We start from the raw sequence: 13,075 nt of genomic DNA, 5'->3' as shown, positions 1-13,075 counted from the left end.
GCAATAAGAAGGGGGAGGATTTGTCCTATTTATACAAGTTGCTATGGGTGTTGTAGATATTAATGTGATTATAAAAATTGAATGTGAGTGTGAATGGTGACCACAATATTCGTTCTTATGGTTCTGGTTTCGGTGATTAACAATACTGCTATATTGATCCTCCTGGAGAGAAATCACATTAACGTTTATCGAGAGATCGGCTCTCCATCTGCGTTCACATCTGGATTTAATGAAAGCTTTTCGATGACTCAATTTGTATCATTGTTGGGGTTTCTTAAGTTTGAGCTTGGCGGATTCCTGAAAGCCTTATGCTGGGTTCAAGCCCTGTTGTCTTGGGTGCTGATGATAAGCGTGTTAATTTTTTTGATAAATCTTGAATATTAATTTCACGAGAAATAAGGCTTATTATTGGCATATTGCTAATTGCCTTTGCTAATTTCCTACTTGTCCACCCTAAAAAATACTTCAGCGGCCCACCGGCGTCGTATAAAAAAGGGCGAGGTAATCCCCGCCCACATATAAACTCCCCCATTAATTAAAAAGCGTAACTCACACCCACTGCGACCTGGCTGCGACTGCTATCACCACTGAATGCACCGCTGTAATTGAGCTGGATATTGAACCCGCTGTCGTTAATAAAGGCTGCGCCCACCCCTAAGGTTACTTGGTCGGTATCGCGCTGGTAGCCTTGCTGTTGGAAACTCTGGGCATCAAAGCGGGCAGTGAGCTCCTCTTCTATGGCGCTAAAGTCGTGGCGCCAGCCAAGTTCGGCCGTGGGTGTTACCTGCCAGTGGTTATTTAAACGGTAAGGTTTGACCATCGCCGTTACTCCGGCATTGGCGGTTACCAGGGTGGTATCTTCATACTCTACCGCCAGGTTCATGCCGCCTTGCTCGGTAAATTCATCCAGCTCGAGGCTTTGCAGTTGCACACCAACCGCCGGCACCAAGGTTACCCACTCGTTTAACGCCAATTGGTAACCGGCACTGGCCGCAAAGCCAAACAGCGGGAGACCAGGGTCAAGCCTTACATTTGACACCCGCTGTCAAATGTAAGGTTCGATCCATAAATTGTTGCTAATTATTGGCCACGCTTTAAAGGAATAGAAATTGATGGGTGAGCTTGGTCATACAATGCCGTCAACTTGGACGCATTATTCGTTCGCTTCGCCCACTACAAACGCGTCGGTTTCGGCCGGCGTTAATCAGCCCAAAATTAGAATCCATCAAGAATGAAAAATAAGTTTCTCTGTATCGCGTTGTTACTGCTGTTTTCCGATTTATGTAACGCTTCCGGATTGAATGTCACCTATGCCCCTTATGCAAAAGTAAACGGGGATAAAGATGAGGGAGGGTTATTTCCAGACAATTATGATGAATACAACCTGGATAGGGGCGTCGCGGCATCGGTTGAGTTAAATCTTGGTGAAGGCAACCATTGGTATGTTGAATATACCGTAACAGATGTTGATGAGTCCGAAATGAAATTACCGGAAGATCAATACTCATCCTTGGTAGTCGGCCTTAGACAAGAAGATCAGCATCAAATAAATAATACGCTTTCATCCTACGTTGGTATGTCGCTCGGTGTAGGCGCTGCAAGATTTAACCTGCAAAGTGAGAAATATCGAGCATTGGGTGAAATGAAAGTAGATGCTGGTGTAATCATTAACCAGTCAGTTGTGATAGGGCCTGGTATAAAGTTCCAAATAGTGGGTTACCCAACTGAAACGATGGCTAAGGCTACATTTGTCTATTTTAGGGTGGGCTACAAATTCTAATGCATGACAAAGCCAAGCACTATGCTGCGGTAAACTACAGCTGGGGCTGGCTTCGTTGTGCTCCATTTGCCCGTGTTGGCGGTGCCGTAGTTAATAGGCCCCTTCTCGTTAAACGAACCAAAGGCTTACTGTTGGTGTCTTGATAGACGGTGCGATAGTGTTTTGGATCTGTTTGAAATCTTAATAATTTCTGAGGAGCTGAAATGACCTGCAAGGGGTTTTATCTGGCCTGGTAAAGCTGCGGTGAGGTGTTGTTCGGCTAGTAGAAGGTTTCCACATAGGTGGATGGCTGTGGTTGCCCATCCTTCATGGCGGGAATAAATTGGCTTTGCTCAATAACGCTGCGCACTCTCCGGGCACAAAAGTTGTTCTCGAAAGAACGTGAGGATTGAATGTTGGTAACCTCACCCGAAGCGGAAACCTCCATGCTCATATTCACAGGCATTTTTGATTTTAGATTGCACTGCCAGGGGGAAAAGTCGTAGCGCTGTGCAGAAATATAGTTTTTACCAAGTGTTTTGTAGTTGTAAAGGTGATTGTTGAAAAGTTCTATATATTGCCTGCCGTCCTTTTGTTGCACTGTTAGCGCAAAATTAAAGTAAACCGAGATTGTTTTGCCATTCACGACTGCTGGTTCAATTTTTAAATACCGGGCAGCGTAGTCGATGGCTTTCACATAGTCGTGGGATATGTCTAGCTCATCGCGATTAGTAAAGCAGGTTAGTTCTCTCAATCCGCCCCGTCGAGAAAGCTTACTGCTACAACGGATCAGCAGGGTTTCACCTTCAGGTAGTTTGGGTAGTGACAGCTTCTTAAAAAATATCTCTTCAGCCTCTCCGAAATGAGCGGGTGAAAATTCCTCGGCAAATAGTAAGTTGCTGAAACTGATGAGAAGGAGTGTAGAAAAGAATAAACGGAGCATGTACTTCCTGTTGGGCGAATTACCATAATCTTTACTGGGTTTATACACGAAGTTCTAGTGGCGCGGCAATGTTAGTTTGGGGTTGTCCTAATGTTAAGGTTTGGGGGCTGTGCAATCTGACAGGTAAACGCTATAAGACACACACAGATACGAAGCAAATACCTAGCAGCGACAAGCAGAAAATAGCTGAACATTGCGTTAAATAAGGCTTACTATGAGTGTATTGCCAATTTTATAAAACGCAATGAAAGGGAGGTGGCGATGGCTATAGTTACCCCGACTGGAAGCGTTGTCGCATCAACCGGGCCACGCCTCGCGTACCGCGACGTTGGTGAGGGTGAGCCTCTGCTCCTGATTATGGGCGTTGCCGGGTCGCTCGGTTTATGGAGCCCTCTCGAGCCATCGCTTGTTGAAAGCCGCCGCATCATTTCATTCGACAACCGGGGCCTCGGAGGCTCGGAGCGCGGACGGGGAGAGATCAGTGTGGCCAGCATGGCCGATGATGCCGCCGCAGTGCTCGACGCCCTTGGCATCGAGCGGGCACACGTTTTCGGCTGGTCACTCGGCAGTGCTGCCTGCCAGGAGTTAGCGCTGCGCCACCCAGAGCGCGTCGGCAGCCTTGTGCTGAACGGGACATGGGCACGCCGCGATGGCTTCCAGACCGCGGTGCTTACCGGGCTGCGGTCCACGTGGAGCACTGGCGACATAACCGCCGCACTCACGGCGTCGGGGATCCTCTTCTCGCCTCAACTCCTCAACGCCCCGGAGTTTCAAGCCATATTCAAGCCCTTCATTCCCCTTTTCCCACAAACGCTGGAACAGGTGCGGGTGGTCGGTGAACAGTGGCAGGCTGCCTTTGCTCACGACACACTCAGTCGGCTGCCGGAGATTAAAGCGCCGACCATTGTGCTCTCTGGCGAGCAGGATCTGCTTACGTCGCGCAGGCAATGCGAGGAGGTGGCAAACGCGATCGCGGGTGCGGAGATAGCCTGCTTCGACGGTCCCGGTTCGAGCCACGCGCTCCATTTTGAACGCACCGAGGAAGTCACGCAGGTGGTCTCTGAATTTCTCGACCGCAATCCCCTACGATGAGCTTCGAATGGGACGGTCGCGCTCAACAAATCGCTACAGCGGACAGCCAAATGAAGACTAACAGGGCTGCAGCTGCCCGATAGTTTTTGTAATCGGCATCGACAAAAGCGGCAACGTGGATCTCTTGTATTCTGTGGCAAATGGCTGCTACAAATGTTCCTTTCTTCCAAATACAGCCGCTATCAAACCGCTTTTTAGCATCCAAGCGAATTAACACTTTGCGTTTCGAACCGATTTTAAATATCACGCCGCAGTCGTCATATTCATCATTGCAGTTAGGTCCGCACAGGCAAATAATTACGCCTTCCTACTTCGATAAACGGAGGGTGACCATGACTAGCAACGAACCGAAACAAGCGTGGACGTTAACTGGCACCGGCTACGAATTTTGTAATTGCGATTTTGGCTGTGGCTGTAATTTTGGTGGTTTTCCGAATTCGGAAGACGGCAGCTGCCGAGCCTTTGTCGGCCTGGATATTAAACGCGGCAAGGTTGGCAACGTGGATGTGAGTGGGCTCAAATGCGCCGCCATCGTCAACTGGCCTAAAGCCATTCACGAGGGCAACGGCAAAGCGGTATTCGTCGTCGAACCCGAGACCACCGATGATCAGATAAATGCACTGGCGCAAGTCTTCAGCGGTGACCTCGGTGGTATGCCATGGGAATTGCTCGGCCCCTCATTTGAAGTGGTGGGCTTGCGCAAAACGCCCATCACGATTACAGGCAAAGGCACCGACAGCAGTTTCTGCGCCGAAGGGGTTGCTGAAGCTCAGGGCACAACCTTTAAAAACCCGGTTACCGGCGAGCCGCATCACGCCTTTGTTGATCTTCCCACCGGTTTTATCTGGACGCGTGGCGAGTGCGGCAGCGGCACCTTTAAAGCCAGCGCCGAAGGTGTGGATGTGGGGGCGAGCAATTCGAACTGGATCTATTACAACTTCGACTGGTCCAACCGCGCCGCTTAGATGTTTGCCGAACAGCTCCAGCAAAGGACGAACCGCGAGAAGTGGCTGCTGATCATCGGGCTCGCCCTGATGGTAACGCTGGCGTGGTGGTATTTAATCGACATGGCATTGGCTATGAGTTCAATGGATATGCAGTCAATGGATATGCAGTCAATGGATATAGGTTCGATGGACTCAATGGAAATGAGCTCTATGGATATGAGCTCAACGTCCATGAGCTCTATGCCCGGGGAGGCCTTGTCTGCGAACTCATCCGCGATGAACTCAATGGTCACCGCGTGGGGCGCGCTCGATCTGTTGCTGCTGTTTCTTATGTGGGCTGTGATGATGGTGGCCATGATGCTGCCATCGGCCAGCCCCATGATTCTCACCTTTCTCTCCGTTAATCAGCGGCGCGCTCGCTCACAGCGCAACGTTGTGCCGACCTATATTTTTGTCAGTGGCTATATTGTCGTGTGGAGCGGCTATTCGCTGCTGGCCACACTGCTGCAATGGCAGTTGCATGAACACGCGTTAATCCGCAGCGATATGCAAGTCGGCGTCCCCTATTTGGTAAACACCATTCTGATCGGCGCCGGCGTTTTTCAGTTCACCAAACTCAAACAGACCTGTCTGCAACACTGCCGTTCGCCGCTCTCATTTCTGATGCGAGATTGGCGCGAGGGTTATACCGGCGCATTTTATATGGGGCTGCATCACGGCGCCTACTGTGTGGGTTGCTGTTGGATTCTAATGCTGGTGTTGTTTGTTACCGGCGTGATGAATCTGTTTGCCATCGCATTGCTGTCCGCGTTTGTATTGGCGGAAAAGCTCATCCCCGGTGGACGCTGGCTCAGTTATCTTTCGGGTATCATCTTTATCGGATTCGGTCTGAGCAGCTTGGCGTTGACCGTTTAGACTGTGCCTGAATTGCTTGCGCTGCGCCGTTAGCGGTACCAGCGGTCCTTCCCTCCGTTATTATTCCAATCCAAGCGTTCAGACTCACTCTGCGGATTACCTTCACCGCTGGCTTGAACGAGGTAGTTACCCTCGTAGGCGCTGCACCATGGCCCTTTAAGCGCTGAGTGGTGTCTATAGGCCCCAGTGCATGCCTGGTCGCACTTCGGGTATAAGGCGGTTGCGTTTTTGACAAACGCATCGGTGCCTTAGAAAGGCCGCTAGGTGCCAGCGTAAAACGCTTCGACTGTAGAGCAAAAAGCCCCGACATCGGTGTAACTCGCTTCGACATTGGAGCAAAAAGCCTCAGCAGCTGTGCATATCAACTCGGCACCCGTGCATATAATGTCGCTGTCTGTGTAAAAAGCATCGACTTTTGGCGCTCGAAGCGAGGGTGTTGGCGCTAAGAGCCCGGTTATCGGGTAGCTATGCACAGGCACCCGAGCAAAGAGCGCCAATGTCGCTGAAATTTTGAACACATTTTTGGGCCCAAAAGCCCATCGTCGGAGCGAAACGCTCCAACCGCAAAGCAAATTACTCCCTTCGCCTCCAAAAAAGGTCCGCTCTCCTGAAGCTATACACAGGCAGGCGGGTGCGTTGCAGTGGGTTACTGCCCCCGACAACACCACCGCGCAACGCTTGTATAAAGCCCTGCCCACCCGGAAGAGTCAGTGGCTTTTCTACACCTACAACGGTTAGCCTTCGGCTGAATTGGCGGCACTGTACGCCCGTTTTAGGGCGCGTTATAGTCGGGCGCTGGGTGGAAATCTTAGGGGTAGATAACAATGTCGGATTGCGGATGCGGGGCGGAGCAGGCCGAGCAGCTGGAGCGCACCACACTGATCACACTGCTGGCCATTAACGCCCTGATGTTTGTGGCGGAGCTGGTGTTGGGCTGGTTGGCGCAGTCCACCGGCTTGATTGCCGATTCCCTCGATATGCTGGCCGATGCCACGGTCTATGGTCTGTCGCTCTACGCCGTGGGTAAGGGGGTGGTACAACAATCCCGCTCGGCGGCGCTGAGTGGCTGGTTGCAGATTATCTTGGGGGTTGGTGTGCTGTTCGAGGTGGTGCGGCGGCTGATCTTTGGCAGTGAGCCAGAGAGTATGCTCATCATGAGTGTGGGGGCGGTTGCGCTGTTGGCCAATATTAGCTGCCTGTTATTAATCGCCAAGCACCGGGAGGGGGGTGTGCATATGCGCGCCTCCTGGATCTTCTCCACCAACGATGTTATCGCCAACCTGGGTGTGATTGTCTCCGGCCTGCTGGTGGCGCTGCTGGGCAGCCGGCTGCCCGATCTATTGATCGGCACACTGATCGCCATCGTGGTGATTCGCGGCGGCGTAACCATACTGAAAGATGCCCGGCAGGAGCGGCAGTCGTCGAGCTGCTCGGGTTAATATCACCCGTGTGATGGAACAAGCGGTCGCTGAGTAAATAGATAACGGCAATTAAAAAGCAAAAAGCACTCACAATCGTCGATTATGGAAGTTACTTTAAAAGCAATAGAAGAGCCCGCCCGCGCAATATTGGAGAACCTCTATACCTACTACGTTTATGAGTTCTCTCAATTTATGCCCTGGGAGCTGGATAGCAGCGGGCAGTACCCTTTTAATCGCTCGTCGTTGGATAGCTACTGGCAAAAGCCCGGTTATAGCCCCTATTTTATCTATGCCGATGGCAGCCTGGCGGGGTTTGTCTTGCTAAGGCCGTATCCGGGCGCTCCCCAGGTGAACGATATTGAACAGTTTTTTGTGCTGCGAAGGTTTAAGGGGAAGGGTGTAGGTAAACGTGCCTTTGCCACCCTGGTGGAACGGCACCCGGGGCCGTGGCAGATTCGTGTGTTAAAGGAGAATCATGGTGCCCTGAATTTTTGGCGTTCGGCTGTGGCGGCGGTTGCCGACGGCGATTTTGACGAGCGCCTGGATGTTGATGGGGATTTGGAGATGGTTTTTCTGCGGTTTGATAAACCGGCTTAAGGGTGCTGTGAAAGATCGATCCTGAAATTTTCTGCGCATTAGATTTGCTCGCTAGTGGCAAGCCTAAAATGGAATAAAAAATTGATTCGACAAATTTTTGCACTGATTAGCGTTATCTTCGTAGCAGGCTGTTCACAACCCTCCTACGACATTCAGGGCGCCCCATTAATGCCAGACCAGGCGGTGGTGTTTGATATTGACGGCACGTTAACACCAAAGCCGATTGCGATTTACTCTGCCCGGGAAGATGCCGCGCAGGCCGCGCAGCTTTATGCGCAGGCGGGTTATAAAATCGTTTACCTCAGTGCCCGCACGCCGCTGTTGCAATCGGGTATTCCCAAGTGGTTAAAAGCCAATGGCTTTCCTGAGGGGAGTATTCATTTAACCCAATCCCGCGCCGACCGTAGTGATCACGCCGCCTTCAAGCAGCGGGTGTTGCAGCAATACGCGGCCAAGGGTTGGCATTTTGTCGCCGCCTACGGTGACTCCAGTACCGATTTTGTTGCCTATGGTGGCGCCGGTATCGATAAGCGCCGGATCTTTGCCCTGAAGCGGGTGGGGCAGGCGGAGTGCCAGCCGGGTGGTTGGGTAGCCTGTTACAGCAGTTGGGCCGAGCAGCTGGAGAGCATTGTTGCGCTGTTGCGGCCGTAGTTGGTTGGCCAAATGACCGACGAAGTTGATTGCTGGCGCCTTATCTTTTGGGGTATTAGTAGCAGCGCAATGGCTAAGCCGCTAACAGGGCGGGCCTAAACGTTTAAAAGCAGGGGTAAACCTAAAACCAGGGATGGAGCATGTTGATTGAAATTTTAATTATCTTTGTCGGCTGCTTTGTGATCGAGCGCCTGTTTGCGGGGTGGCCGTTACCCAAGGTGAAAACCTGGCCGGTGCGGGTGTTGCTGGTGAATCTGGTGCAGTTGGGCGTGGTGCTGCTGGCGGGGCTTACCTGGGAGCGCTGGCTCTCCTCCTGGTCGCTGTTGCATCTCTCTGAATCGCTCTCCCCGATATTGGGTGGCGGTCTTGCCTATTTTATGGCCACCTTTGTCTTCTACTGGTGGCACCGCTGGCGCCATGAATCCGATTTTCTCTGGCTGGCCTTTCATCAAATTCACCACAGCCCCCGGCGTTTGGAGGTGATCACCTCCTTTTACAAGCACCCGGGGGAGATGGTGGTCAACTCTATTATTGGCAGCCTGTTGGTGTATACCTTGCTGGGGCTTTCGCTGGAGGCGGGGGCCATCTACACCTTCTGTACCGCCGTGGGAGAGTTCTTTTACCACACCAATATCAAAACGCCGCGCTGGGTCGGGTTTATCTTTCAGCGGCCGGAGATGCACCGAATACACCACCAGGCTAACCGCCACAAAAATAATTATGGCGATATTGTCTGGTGGGATTGGTTATTTGGTACCTATGAAAATCCCGCCGAATGGCGAGGGGAGTGCGGTTTTACCCCAGAGCGGGAGGAGCGGCTGCCAGCCATGCTCTTTTATAAAAATGTTAATAAATAAGCAACCTGTGCTGGGCATACTAACCGCCGGCAATTTATGACCAGCGCGTAGCGTGGTGCGGCCCGGGTTGTTGCTGAAATTTGATGGCCAGGCCTGGCGATTCGTCCGTTGTATTCGCTGGCCATCGTCATTAAGCGTGACTCTATCTTGCCGCTGGCGTGCGCTGGCAAGCCAATATTAAACAAAATAGAAGGACTATTTATGAATGCTCCAAGGGTGCAATTTTTGTTGGCCGCGTTGATCGGCCTCGTCTGCTCATTCCAGGTTGCCGCCACGCCAGAGGCGGACATAGAGCGGGTGCTGTTGCTCTCTGGCCTCACCAAACAGGTGAATGAGTTTCCAGGTTTAATTGAGGCCGGTGTGATGCAGGGGGCTCAGCAGGGGGCGGATATTCCCGAGCGTGAACTTTCGTTAATAACCGAGAGTGTCTCCAAAACTATATTACCCGCCGTTATTATGGCGGATGTGCGCCAGGCGGTGGCCAGTGCGGTGAGTGAGTCCGAACTACAGTCGCTGTTAACCTGGTACCAGTCGGAGACGGGCAGAGCCATCACCACCGCCGAGGAGAACGCCTCCACCGCTGAGGCCTACCAACAGATAATGGCCAATGGCCGGCAGCTGCTCTCTGACCGCAAGCGGGTGGATTTCGCGATGCGTTTGGACAAACTGCTGGGGGCAACCGATTTAACCATGCAGATGCAGGAGGTGAGTGGTGTGGCGGTTTATGCGGCCATGATGTCGGCCATGGCGCCGGGGCAAGCGTTGAATCTGGATGGCTACCGGGCACAAATTGCGGCGGCCCAGGCGCAGATGCGGCCCAACATCGAGCAGATGATGGCTGCCTCCTTCGTTTACACCTATCAGCCGATTGATGACACCAGCCTGGCGAAATACGAGGCCTTTCTTAATACCCCCGCCGCCAAAAAATTTAATGCGGCGGCCATGGCTGGTTTGCTTAAGGGTATTGAAAAAGCGGTTGGCAGCTGGGCCACTGAGCTCGGCACCATAGTGAAAAACAGTAACGCCAAGGAGATATAGATGAGCAAGATTTCCGGCAGCTGCCTGTGTGTCGCTGTTACCTTTGAGTGCGAGCGCGAGTTCAGCAGCTTTCATCTGTGCCACTGCGAACAGTGCCAAAAGACCACGGGTTCGGCGCATGCGGCCAACCTGTTTACCAACATCAATAATATCCACTGGTTATCGGGCGAAGCGTTGATTCGTCGCTACGATGTGCCGGGCCGGGCCATCAGCAGTGCTTTTTGTGGTGACTGTGGCTCGCCGGTGCCCTATGTTTCCAAGAGTGGCCAGTCGTTGGTAATTCCGGCGGGCAGCCTGAATGAGCCGGTGGCGATAGCGCCCCAGGACCAACTCTTTTGGCACGAGCGGGCCGATTGGTATGAAGAGGGTATTGCTGCCAATAAGATTGAGGGCTTTCCCGAGTAGTGTGGCTAACACTAGGTCGGTATTTGGGGTTATGGGGAGTCATTCAATAGTGATGTACAGGTTATCGGCGCTGTTCGGCTTGTTAATTTTGTTATCTGGCTGTGGCTTTCAGTCCGCTATTCAACCGGCCGTTAATCAGCCATCCGTTAATCAACCAATCGGCGAAACGCTGCCCGATATTGAATGCCTGGCGGCGTTGACCGAGCCAGAGCGGGCCCTGGTTGATATCCGCTGTGTGGCCTCCTCCATCGAGTTTGAGCAGAGCCTCAATGGCCGTGAGGGGTTGCCGCTACCGGCGGATACGCGTTGGTTTCAGGTGGTTGAGGGGCCGCTGCCGGTGGTGATCTCCGCCCCCCATGCCACCCGTCCATTGCGCGAGGGCAAACGCCGCTTTGCCGATGGTGCCGGCACCGCCGCCCTGGCCAAAGCGGTGGCCGCACTCACCGGGGCGACGGTGATCTACACCACCTACGAAGGGCCATCCGACCCAAACTACTACGATGCGAATGAATACAAACAGGCCCTGGCCGAGCTGATTGCCAAGCAACAACCCACACTGCTGTTGGATATTCACGGCAGCCACCCCTACCGCGCCTACGATATCGATATTGGCACGCTGCACGGACAGTCGTTGTTGGGCGATGCGGCCTTGCTGGAGCAACTGATTAGCGCGTTAAAGGGGGAGGGGATCAACGCCATTTCGCAAAACTATTTTGCGGCCGAAAAGCGCGAGACGGTCACCAAATTTGCCGCCGGCCTGGGTGTGCCGGCGCTGCAACTGGAGGTCAACGCCAACTGGGTAACGCCGGCCCGGGGCGATATGAACGCTCAGCGATACGCGCTGCTGGTACAGGCCTTGGCGCGCTATATTCTGGCGGTGCAGGCCAGCGACCAGTAGCTGAGGACTGACTACTCGGCCTGCCACTTTCAAAAAGCCAACATTCTTACGTTTTTCTGCGCAAGCCTAAGCACCCAGCTCAGTACCCCGGGCCGATTAATTTACATTGCCTGGCCGGTTGATTAGCATCTTCACCACTACCCAAAACGATAATAATAACGACTGAGGTATTTGGTGTGAGCGCATCTACCCGCGACTGGAAAAGCAAAACCCGCCGTTTTGGCGAGCTCGATTTCGACTCCCTCAATTTTGAACTCTCTACCGACCGCTACCACTGCCAGGCCTACGCCGAGCGTGAACGCAACGCCGTGTGGCTGCAAACCTGGCAGGTGGTGGGCCGGGTCGACGAGCTGCCCAAGGCGGGGGATTGGAAAGAGCACCGGCTGTTTAACCAAAGCTACATTATTGTGCGCGGCGCCGATGGCGAGCTGCGCGGCTTTGTTAATGCCTGCCGCCACCGGGGAAACAAACTCTGCCAAGGCAAGGGCAACTCGGCCCGCTTCACCTGCCCCTACCACCTCTGGTCCTATGGTTTGGATGGCCGCTTGGTGGGCGTTGCCCGGCCAGACCTGGTGGGGCCGATTGATAAATCCAAACTCGGCCTGCTGCCGGTGCCGGTGGATTGCTTTGCCGGTTTTATCTTTCTAAACCCCGACTCCAACGCCATGCCGCTGCTCGATTTTATCGGCGCCGATGTCGCCGAGTTGCTGGCCCCTTATCGCTTGGAGGAGATGGTGCCGGTGGGCATGGATGTCAAAGAGGCGCTTAACTGCAACTGGAAAGTGGTGATGGATGCCTTCTCGGAGGGCTACCACATTATTGGTGTGCACCCGGAGTTGCTGAGTGTGACCGGGGTGGAGGCCGGGGCCAGCCGCCACGGCTTTTACGGCGACCATCGCATGGTGGTGCGGCCGTTTGAGGTGAAAAACCTGGATGAGTGCAGCCTGGAGCAGCAGGTGGAGGGCATTCGTTCACTCACCGCCACCTTCCCCAGTGTGCGCGAGGTGTTGCCGCTGTTTGAGCAGAGTATTGCCAGCTATCGCAATGGCCAGGGAGAGTTGCTGTTGCCCGAGGGGGTAACGGTGCGCGGCATTTTGCAACAGGCCACCCGGGCAAGCCTCACCGCCCGGGGTATGGATGTGAGCGGCCTCACCGACGACCAGATGAGTGATAACCAGGCCTGGTACTTCTTCCCCAATTTTTTTGCCACCATCCGCGCCGGCGAGATGACCACCATTCTGCCTATGCCCCACCCCAGTGGCGATGCCGGCCGCTGCCTGTGGCATGTAACCGCCTACAAATGGCTGCCCGAAGCCGAGCGCGCCGGCCAGCGCGCCCAATTACTGGAGGTGCAGGAGCCGGGCAGCTATCCCTACTTTTTAGCGCTGCAACAGGATTACGATCAGATGCAGCGCCAGCAGGAGGGGTTGAGCAACCTGGCCTTAAAAAAAGTGCGCCTGGTGCGTGAAGAGGTCAACGTGGCCCGTTTCCATCAGGTGTTGGATGGCTATATGGCGAATGCCGCCGGCACTACCGATGTTAATTAATCAAT

General features: G+C 53.5%; 15 protein-coding genes. 12 read left to right on the top strand and 3 right to left on the bottom strand.

Annotation, left to right across the window (positions count from 1 at the left end):
• Positions 1–535: 535 nt before the first annotated feature.
• A complete protein-coding gene (locus tag SBL51_RS09725; protein WP_317930729.1) occupies positions 536–1,039 on the bottom strand; it encodes an autotransporter outer membrane beta-barrel domain-containing protein in 504 nt (167 codons plus the stop codon).
• 192 nt (positions 1,040–1,231) lie between these two features.
• On the opposite strand from SBL51_RS09725, the gene SBL51_RS09720 reads away from it, so the two are divergent.
• Complete coding sequence (locus tag SBL51_RS09720) at positions 1,232–1,780, top strand: hypothetical protein (protein WP_317930727.1); 549 nt, start codon at positions 1,232–1,234, stop codon at positions 1,778–1,780.
• Between the two features lie 259 nt (positions 1,781–2,039).
• Here the strand turns inward: SBL51_RS09720 and SBL51_RS09715 are convergent, their stop codons facing one another.
• A complete protein-coding gene (locus tag SBL51_RS09715; RefSeq protein WP_317930726.1) occupies positions 2,040–2,702 on the bottom strand; it encodes a hypothetical protein in 663 nt (220 codons plus the stop codon).
• Between the two features lie 261 nt (positions 2,703–2,963).
• On the opposite strand from SBL51_RS09715, the gene SBL51_RS09710 reads away from it, so the two are divergent.
• Positions 2,964–3,794, top strand: a complete 831-nt coding sequence (locus SBL51_RS09710; protein ID WP_317930725.1) for an alpha/beta hydrolase — start codon at positions 2,964–2,966, stop codon at positions 3,792–3,794.
• Positions 3,795–3,816: 22 nt separating this feature from the next.
• Here SBL51_RS09710 and SBL51_RS09705 read toward each other — a convergent pair whose 3' ends face one another.
• Positions 3,817–4,041: a hypothetical protein gene (locus SBL51_RS09705; protein WP_317930724.1), complete on the bottom strand. Its 225-nt coding sequence runs from the start codon at positions 4,039–4,041 to the stop codon at positions 3,817–3,819.
• An 85-nt stretch (positions 4,042–4,126) separates the two neighbouring features.
• Between SBL51_RS09705 and SBL51_RS09700 the strand changes: the two genes are divergently transcribed.
• From SBL51_RS09700 to SBL51_RS09655, 10 genes are all read left to right on the top strand, one after another.
• Positions 4,127–4,759 carry a DUF1326 domain-containing protein gene (locus tag SBL51_RS09700; protein WP_317930723.1) on the top strand — a complete coding sequence of 211 codons (633 nt, stop codon included), beginning with the start codon at positions 4,127–4,129 and terminating at the stop codon, positions 4,757–4,759.
• Positions 4,760–5,656, top strand: coding sequence for a DUF2182 domain-containing protein (locus SBL51_RS09695; RefSeq protein WP_317930722.1), 897 nt, complete (start codon positions 4,760–4,762; stop codon positions 5,654–5,656).
• Between the two features lie 824 nt (positions 5,657–6,480).
• A complete protein-coding gene (locus tag SBL51_RS09690) occupies positions 6,481–7,095 on the top strand; it encodes a cation transporter (RefSeq protein ID WP_317930721.1) in 615 nt (204 codons plus the stop codon).
• An 84-nt stretch (positions 7,096–7,179) separates the two neighbouring features.
• Positions 7,180–7,674, top strand: a complete 495-nt coding sequence (locus tag SBL51_RS09685) for a GNAT family N-acetyltransferase (RefSeq protein ID WP_317930720.1) — start codon at positions 7,180–7,182, stop codon at positions 7,672–7,674.
• Between the two features lie 81 nt (positions 7,675–7,755).
• On the top strand, positions 7,756–8,325 hold the full coding sequence (locus SBL51_RS09680; RefSeq protein WP_317930719.1) for an HAD family acid phosphatase: 570 nt from the start codon (positions 7,756–7,758) through the stop codon (positions 8,323–8,325).
• Between the two features lie 140 nt (positions 8,326–8,465).
• Entirely contained in the window at positions 8,466–9,182 is a 717-nt protein-coding gene (locus SBL51_RS09675; protein WP_317930718.1) for a sterol desaturase family protein, read from the top strand.
• A 201-nt stretch (positions 9,183–9,383) separates the two neighbouring features.
• Positions 9,384–10,220, top strand: a complete 837-nt coding sequence (locus SBL51_RS09670) for a DUF2059 domain-containing protein (RefSeq protein WP_317930717.1) — start codon at positions 9,384–9,386, stop codon at positions 10,218–10,220.
• Positions 10,221–10,625, top strand: coding sequence for a GFA family protein (locus SBL51_RS09665; RefSeq protein ID WP_317930716.1), 405 nt, complete (start codon positions 10,221–10,223; stop codon positions 10,623–10,625).
• Positions 10,626–10,677: 52 nt separating this feature from the next.
• The gene (locus SBL51_RS09660; RefSeq protein ID WP_317930715.1) at positions 10,678–11,523 is read left to right on the top strand and encodes a hypothetical protein; all 846 of its coding nucleotides are present in this window, start codon (positions 10,678–10,680) and stop codon (positions 11,521–11,523) included.
• 176 nt (positions 11,524–11,699) lie between these two features.
• The gene (locus tag SBL51_RS09655; RefSeq protein ID WP_317930714.1) at positions 11,700–13,070 is read left to right on the top strand and encodes an aromatic ring-hydroxylating dioxygenase subunit alpha; all 1,371 of its coding nucleotides are present in this window, start codon (positions 11,700–11,702) and stop codon (positions 13,068–13,070) included.
• Positions 13,071–13,075 lie beyond the last annotated feature (5 nt).

It is taken from the genome of Halioxenophilus sp. WMMB6 (assembly GCF_033283405.1).
In the GTDB taxonomy this organism is placed as follows: Bacteria; Pseudomonadota; Gammaproteobacteria; order Pseudomonadales; family Cellvibrionaceae; genus Halioxenophilus.
Note: the sequence above shows the minus strand (reverse complement) of the source record. Positions and strands in the feature narration are given on the sequence as shown.

What these genes read in the sequence shown, in the direction of transcription:
- SBL51_RS09720 (WP_317930727.1), top strand. Translation starts at nt 1,232, where the DNA reads ATGAAAAATAAGTTTCTCTGTATCGCGTTGTTACTGCTGTTTTCCGAT.
- SBL51_RS09715 (WP_317930726.1), bottom strand. Translation starts at nt 2,702, where the DNA reads ATGCTCCGTTTATTCTTTTCTACACTCCTTCTCATCAGTTTCAGCAAC.
- SBL51_RS09710 (WP_317930725.1), top strand. Translation starts at nt 2,964, where the DNA reads ATGGCTATAGTTACCCCGACTGGAAGCGTTGTCGCATCAACCGGGCCA.
- SBL51_RS09700 (WP_317930723.1), top strand. Translation starts at nt 4,127, where the DNA reads ATGACTAGCAACGAACCGAAACAAGCGTGGACGTTAACTGGCACCGGC.
- SBL51_RS09695 (WP_317930722.1), top strand. Translation starts at nt 4,760, where the DNA reads ATGTTTGCCGAACAGCTCCAGCAAAGGACGAACCGCGAGAAGTGGCTG.
- SBL51_RS09690 (WP_317930721.1), top strand. Translation starts at nt 6,481, where the DNA reads ATGTCGGATTGCGGATGCGGGGCGGAGCAGGCCGAGCAGCTGGAGCGC.
- SBL51_RS09685 (WP_317930720.1), top strand. Translation starts at nt 7,180, where the DNA reads ATGGAAGTTACTTTAAAAGCAATAGAAGAGCCCGCCCGCGCAATATTG.
- SBL51_RS09675 (WP_317930718.1), top strand. Translation starts at nt 8,466, where the DNA reads ATGTTGATTGAAATTTTAATTATCTTTGTCGGCTGCTTTGTGATCGAG.
- SBL51_RS09670 (WP_317930717.1), top strand. Translation starts at nt 9,384, where the DNA reads ATGAATGCTCCAAGGGTGCAATTTTTGTTGGCCGCGTTGATCGGCCTC.
- SBL51_RS09665 (WP_317930716.1), top strand. Translation starts at nt 10,221, where the DNA reads ATGAGCAAGATTTCCGGCAGCTGCCTGTGTGTCGCTGTTACCTTTGAG.
- SBL51_RS09660 (WP_317930715.1), top strand. Translation starts at nt 10,678, where the DNA reads ATGTACAGGTTATCGGCGCTGTTCGGCTTGTTAATTTTGTTATCTGGC.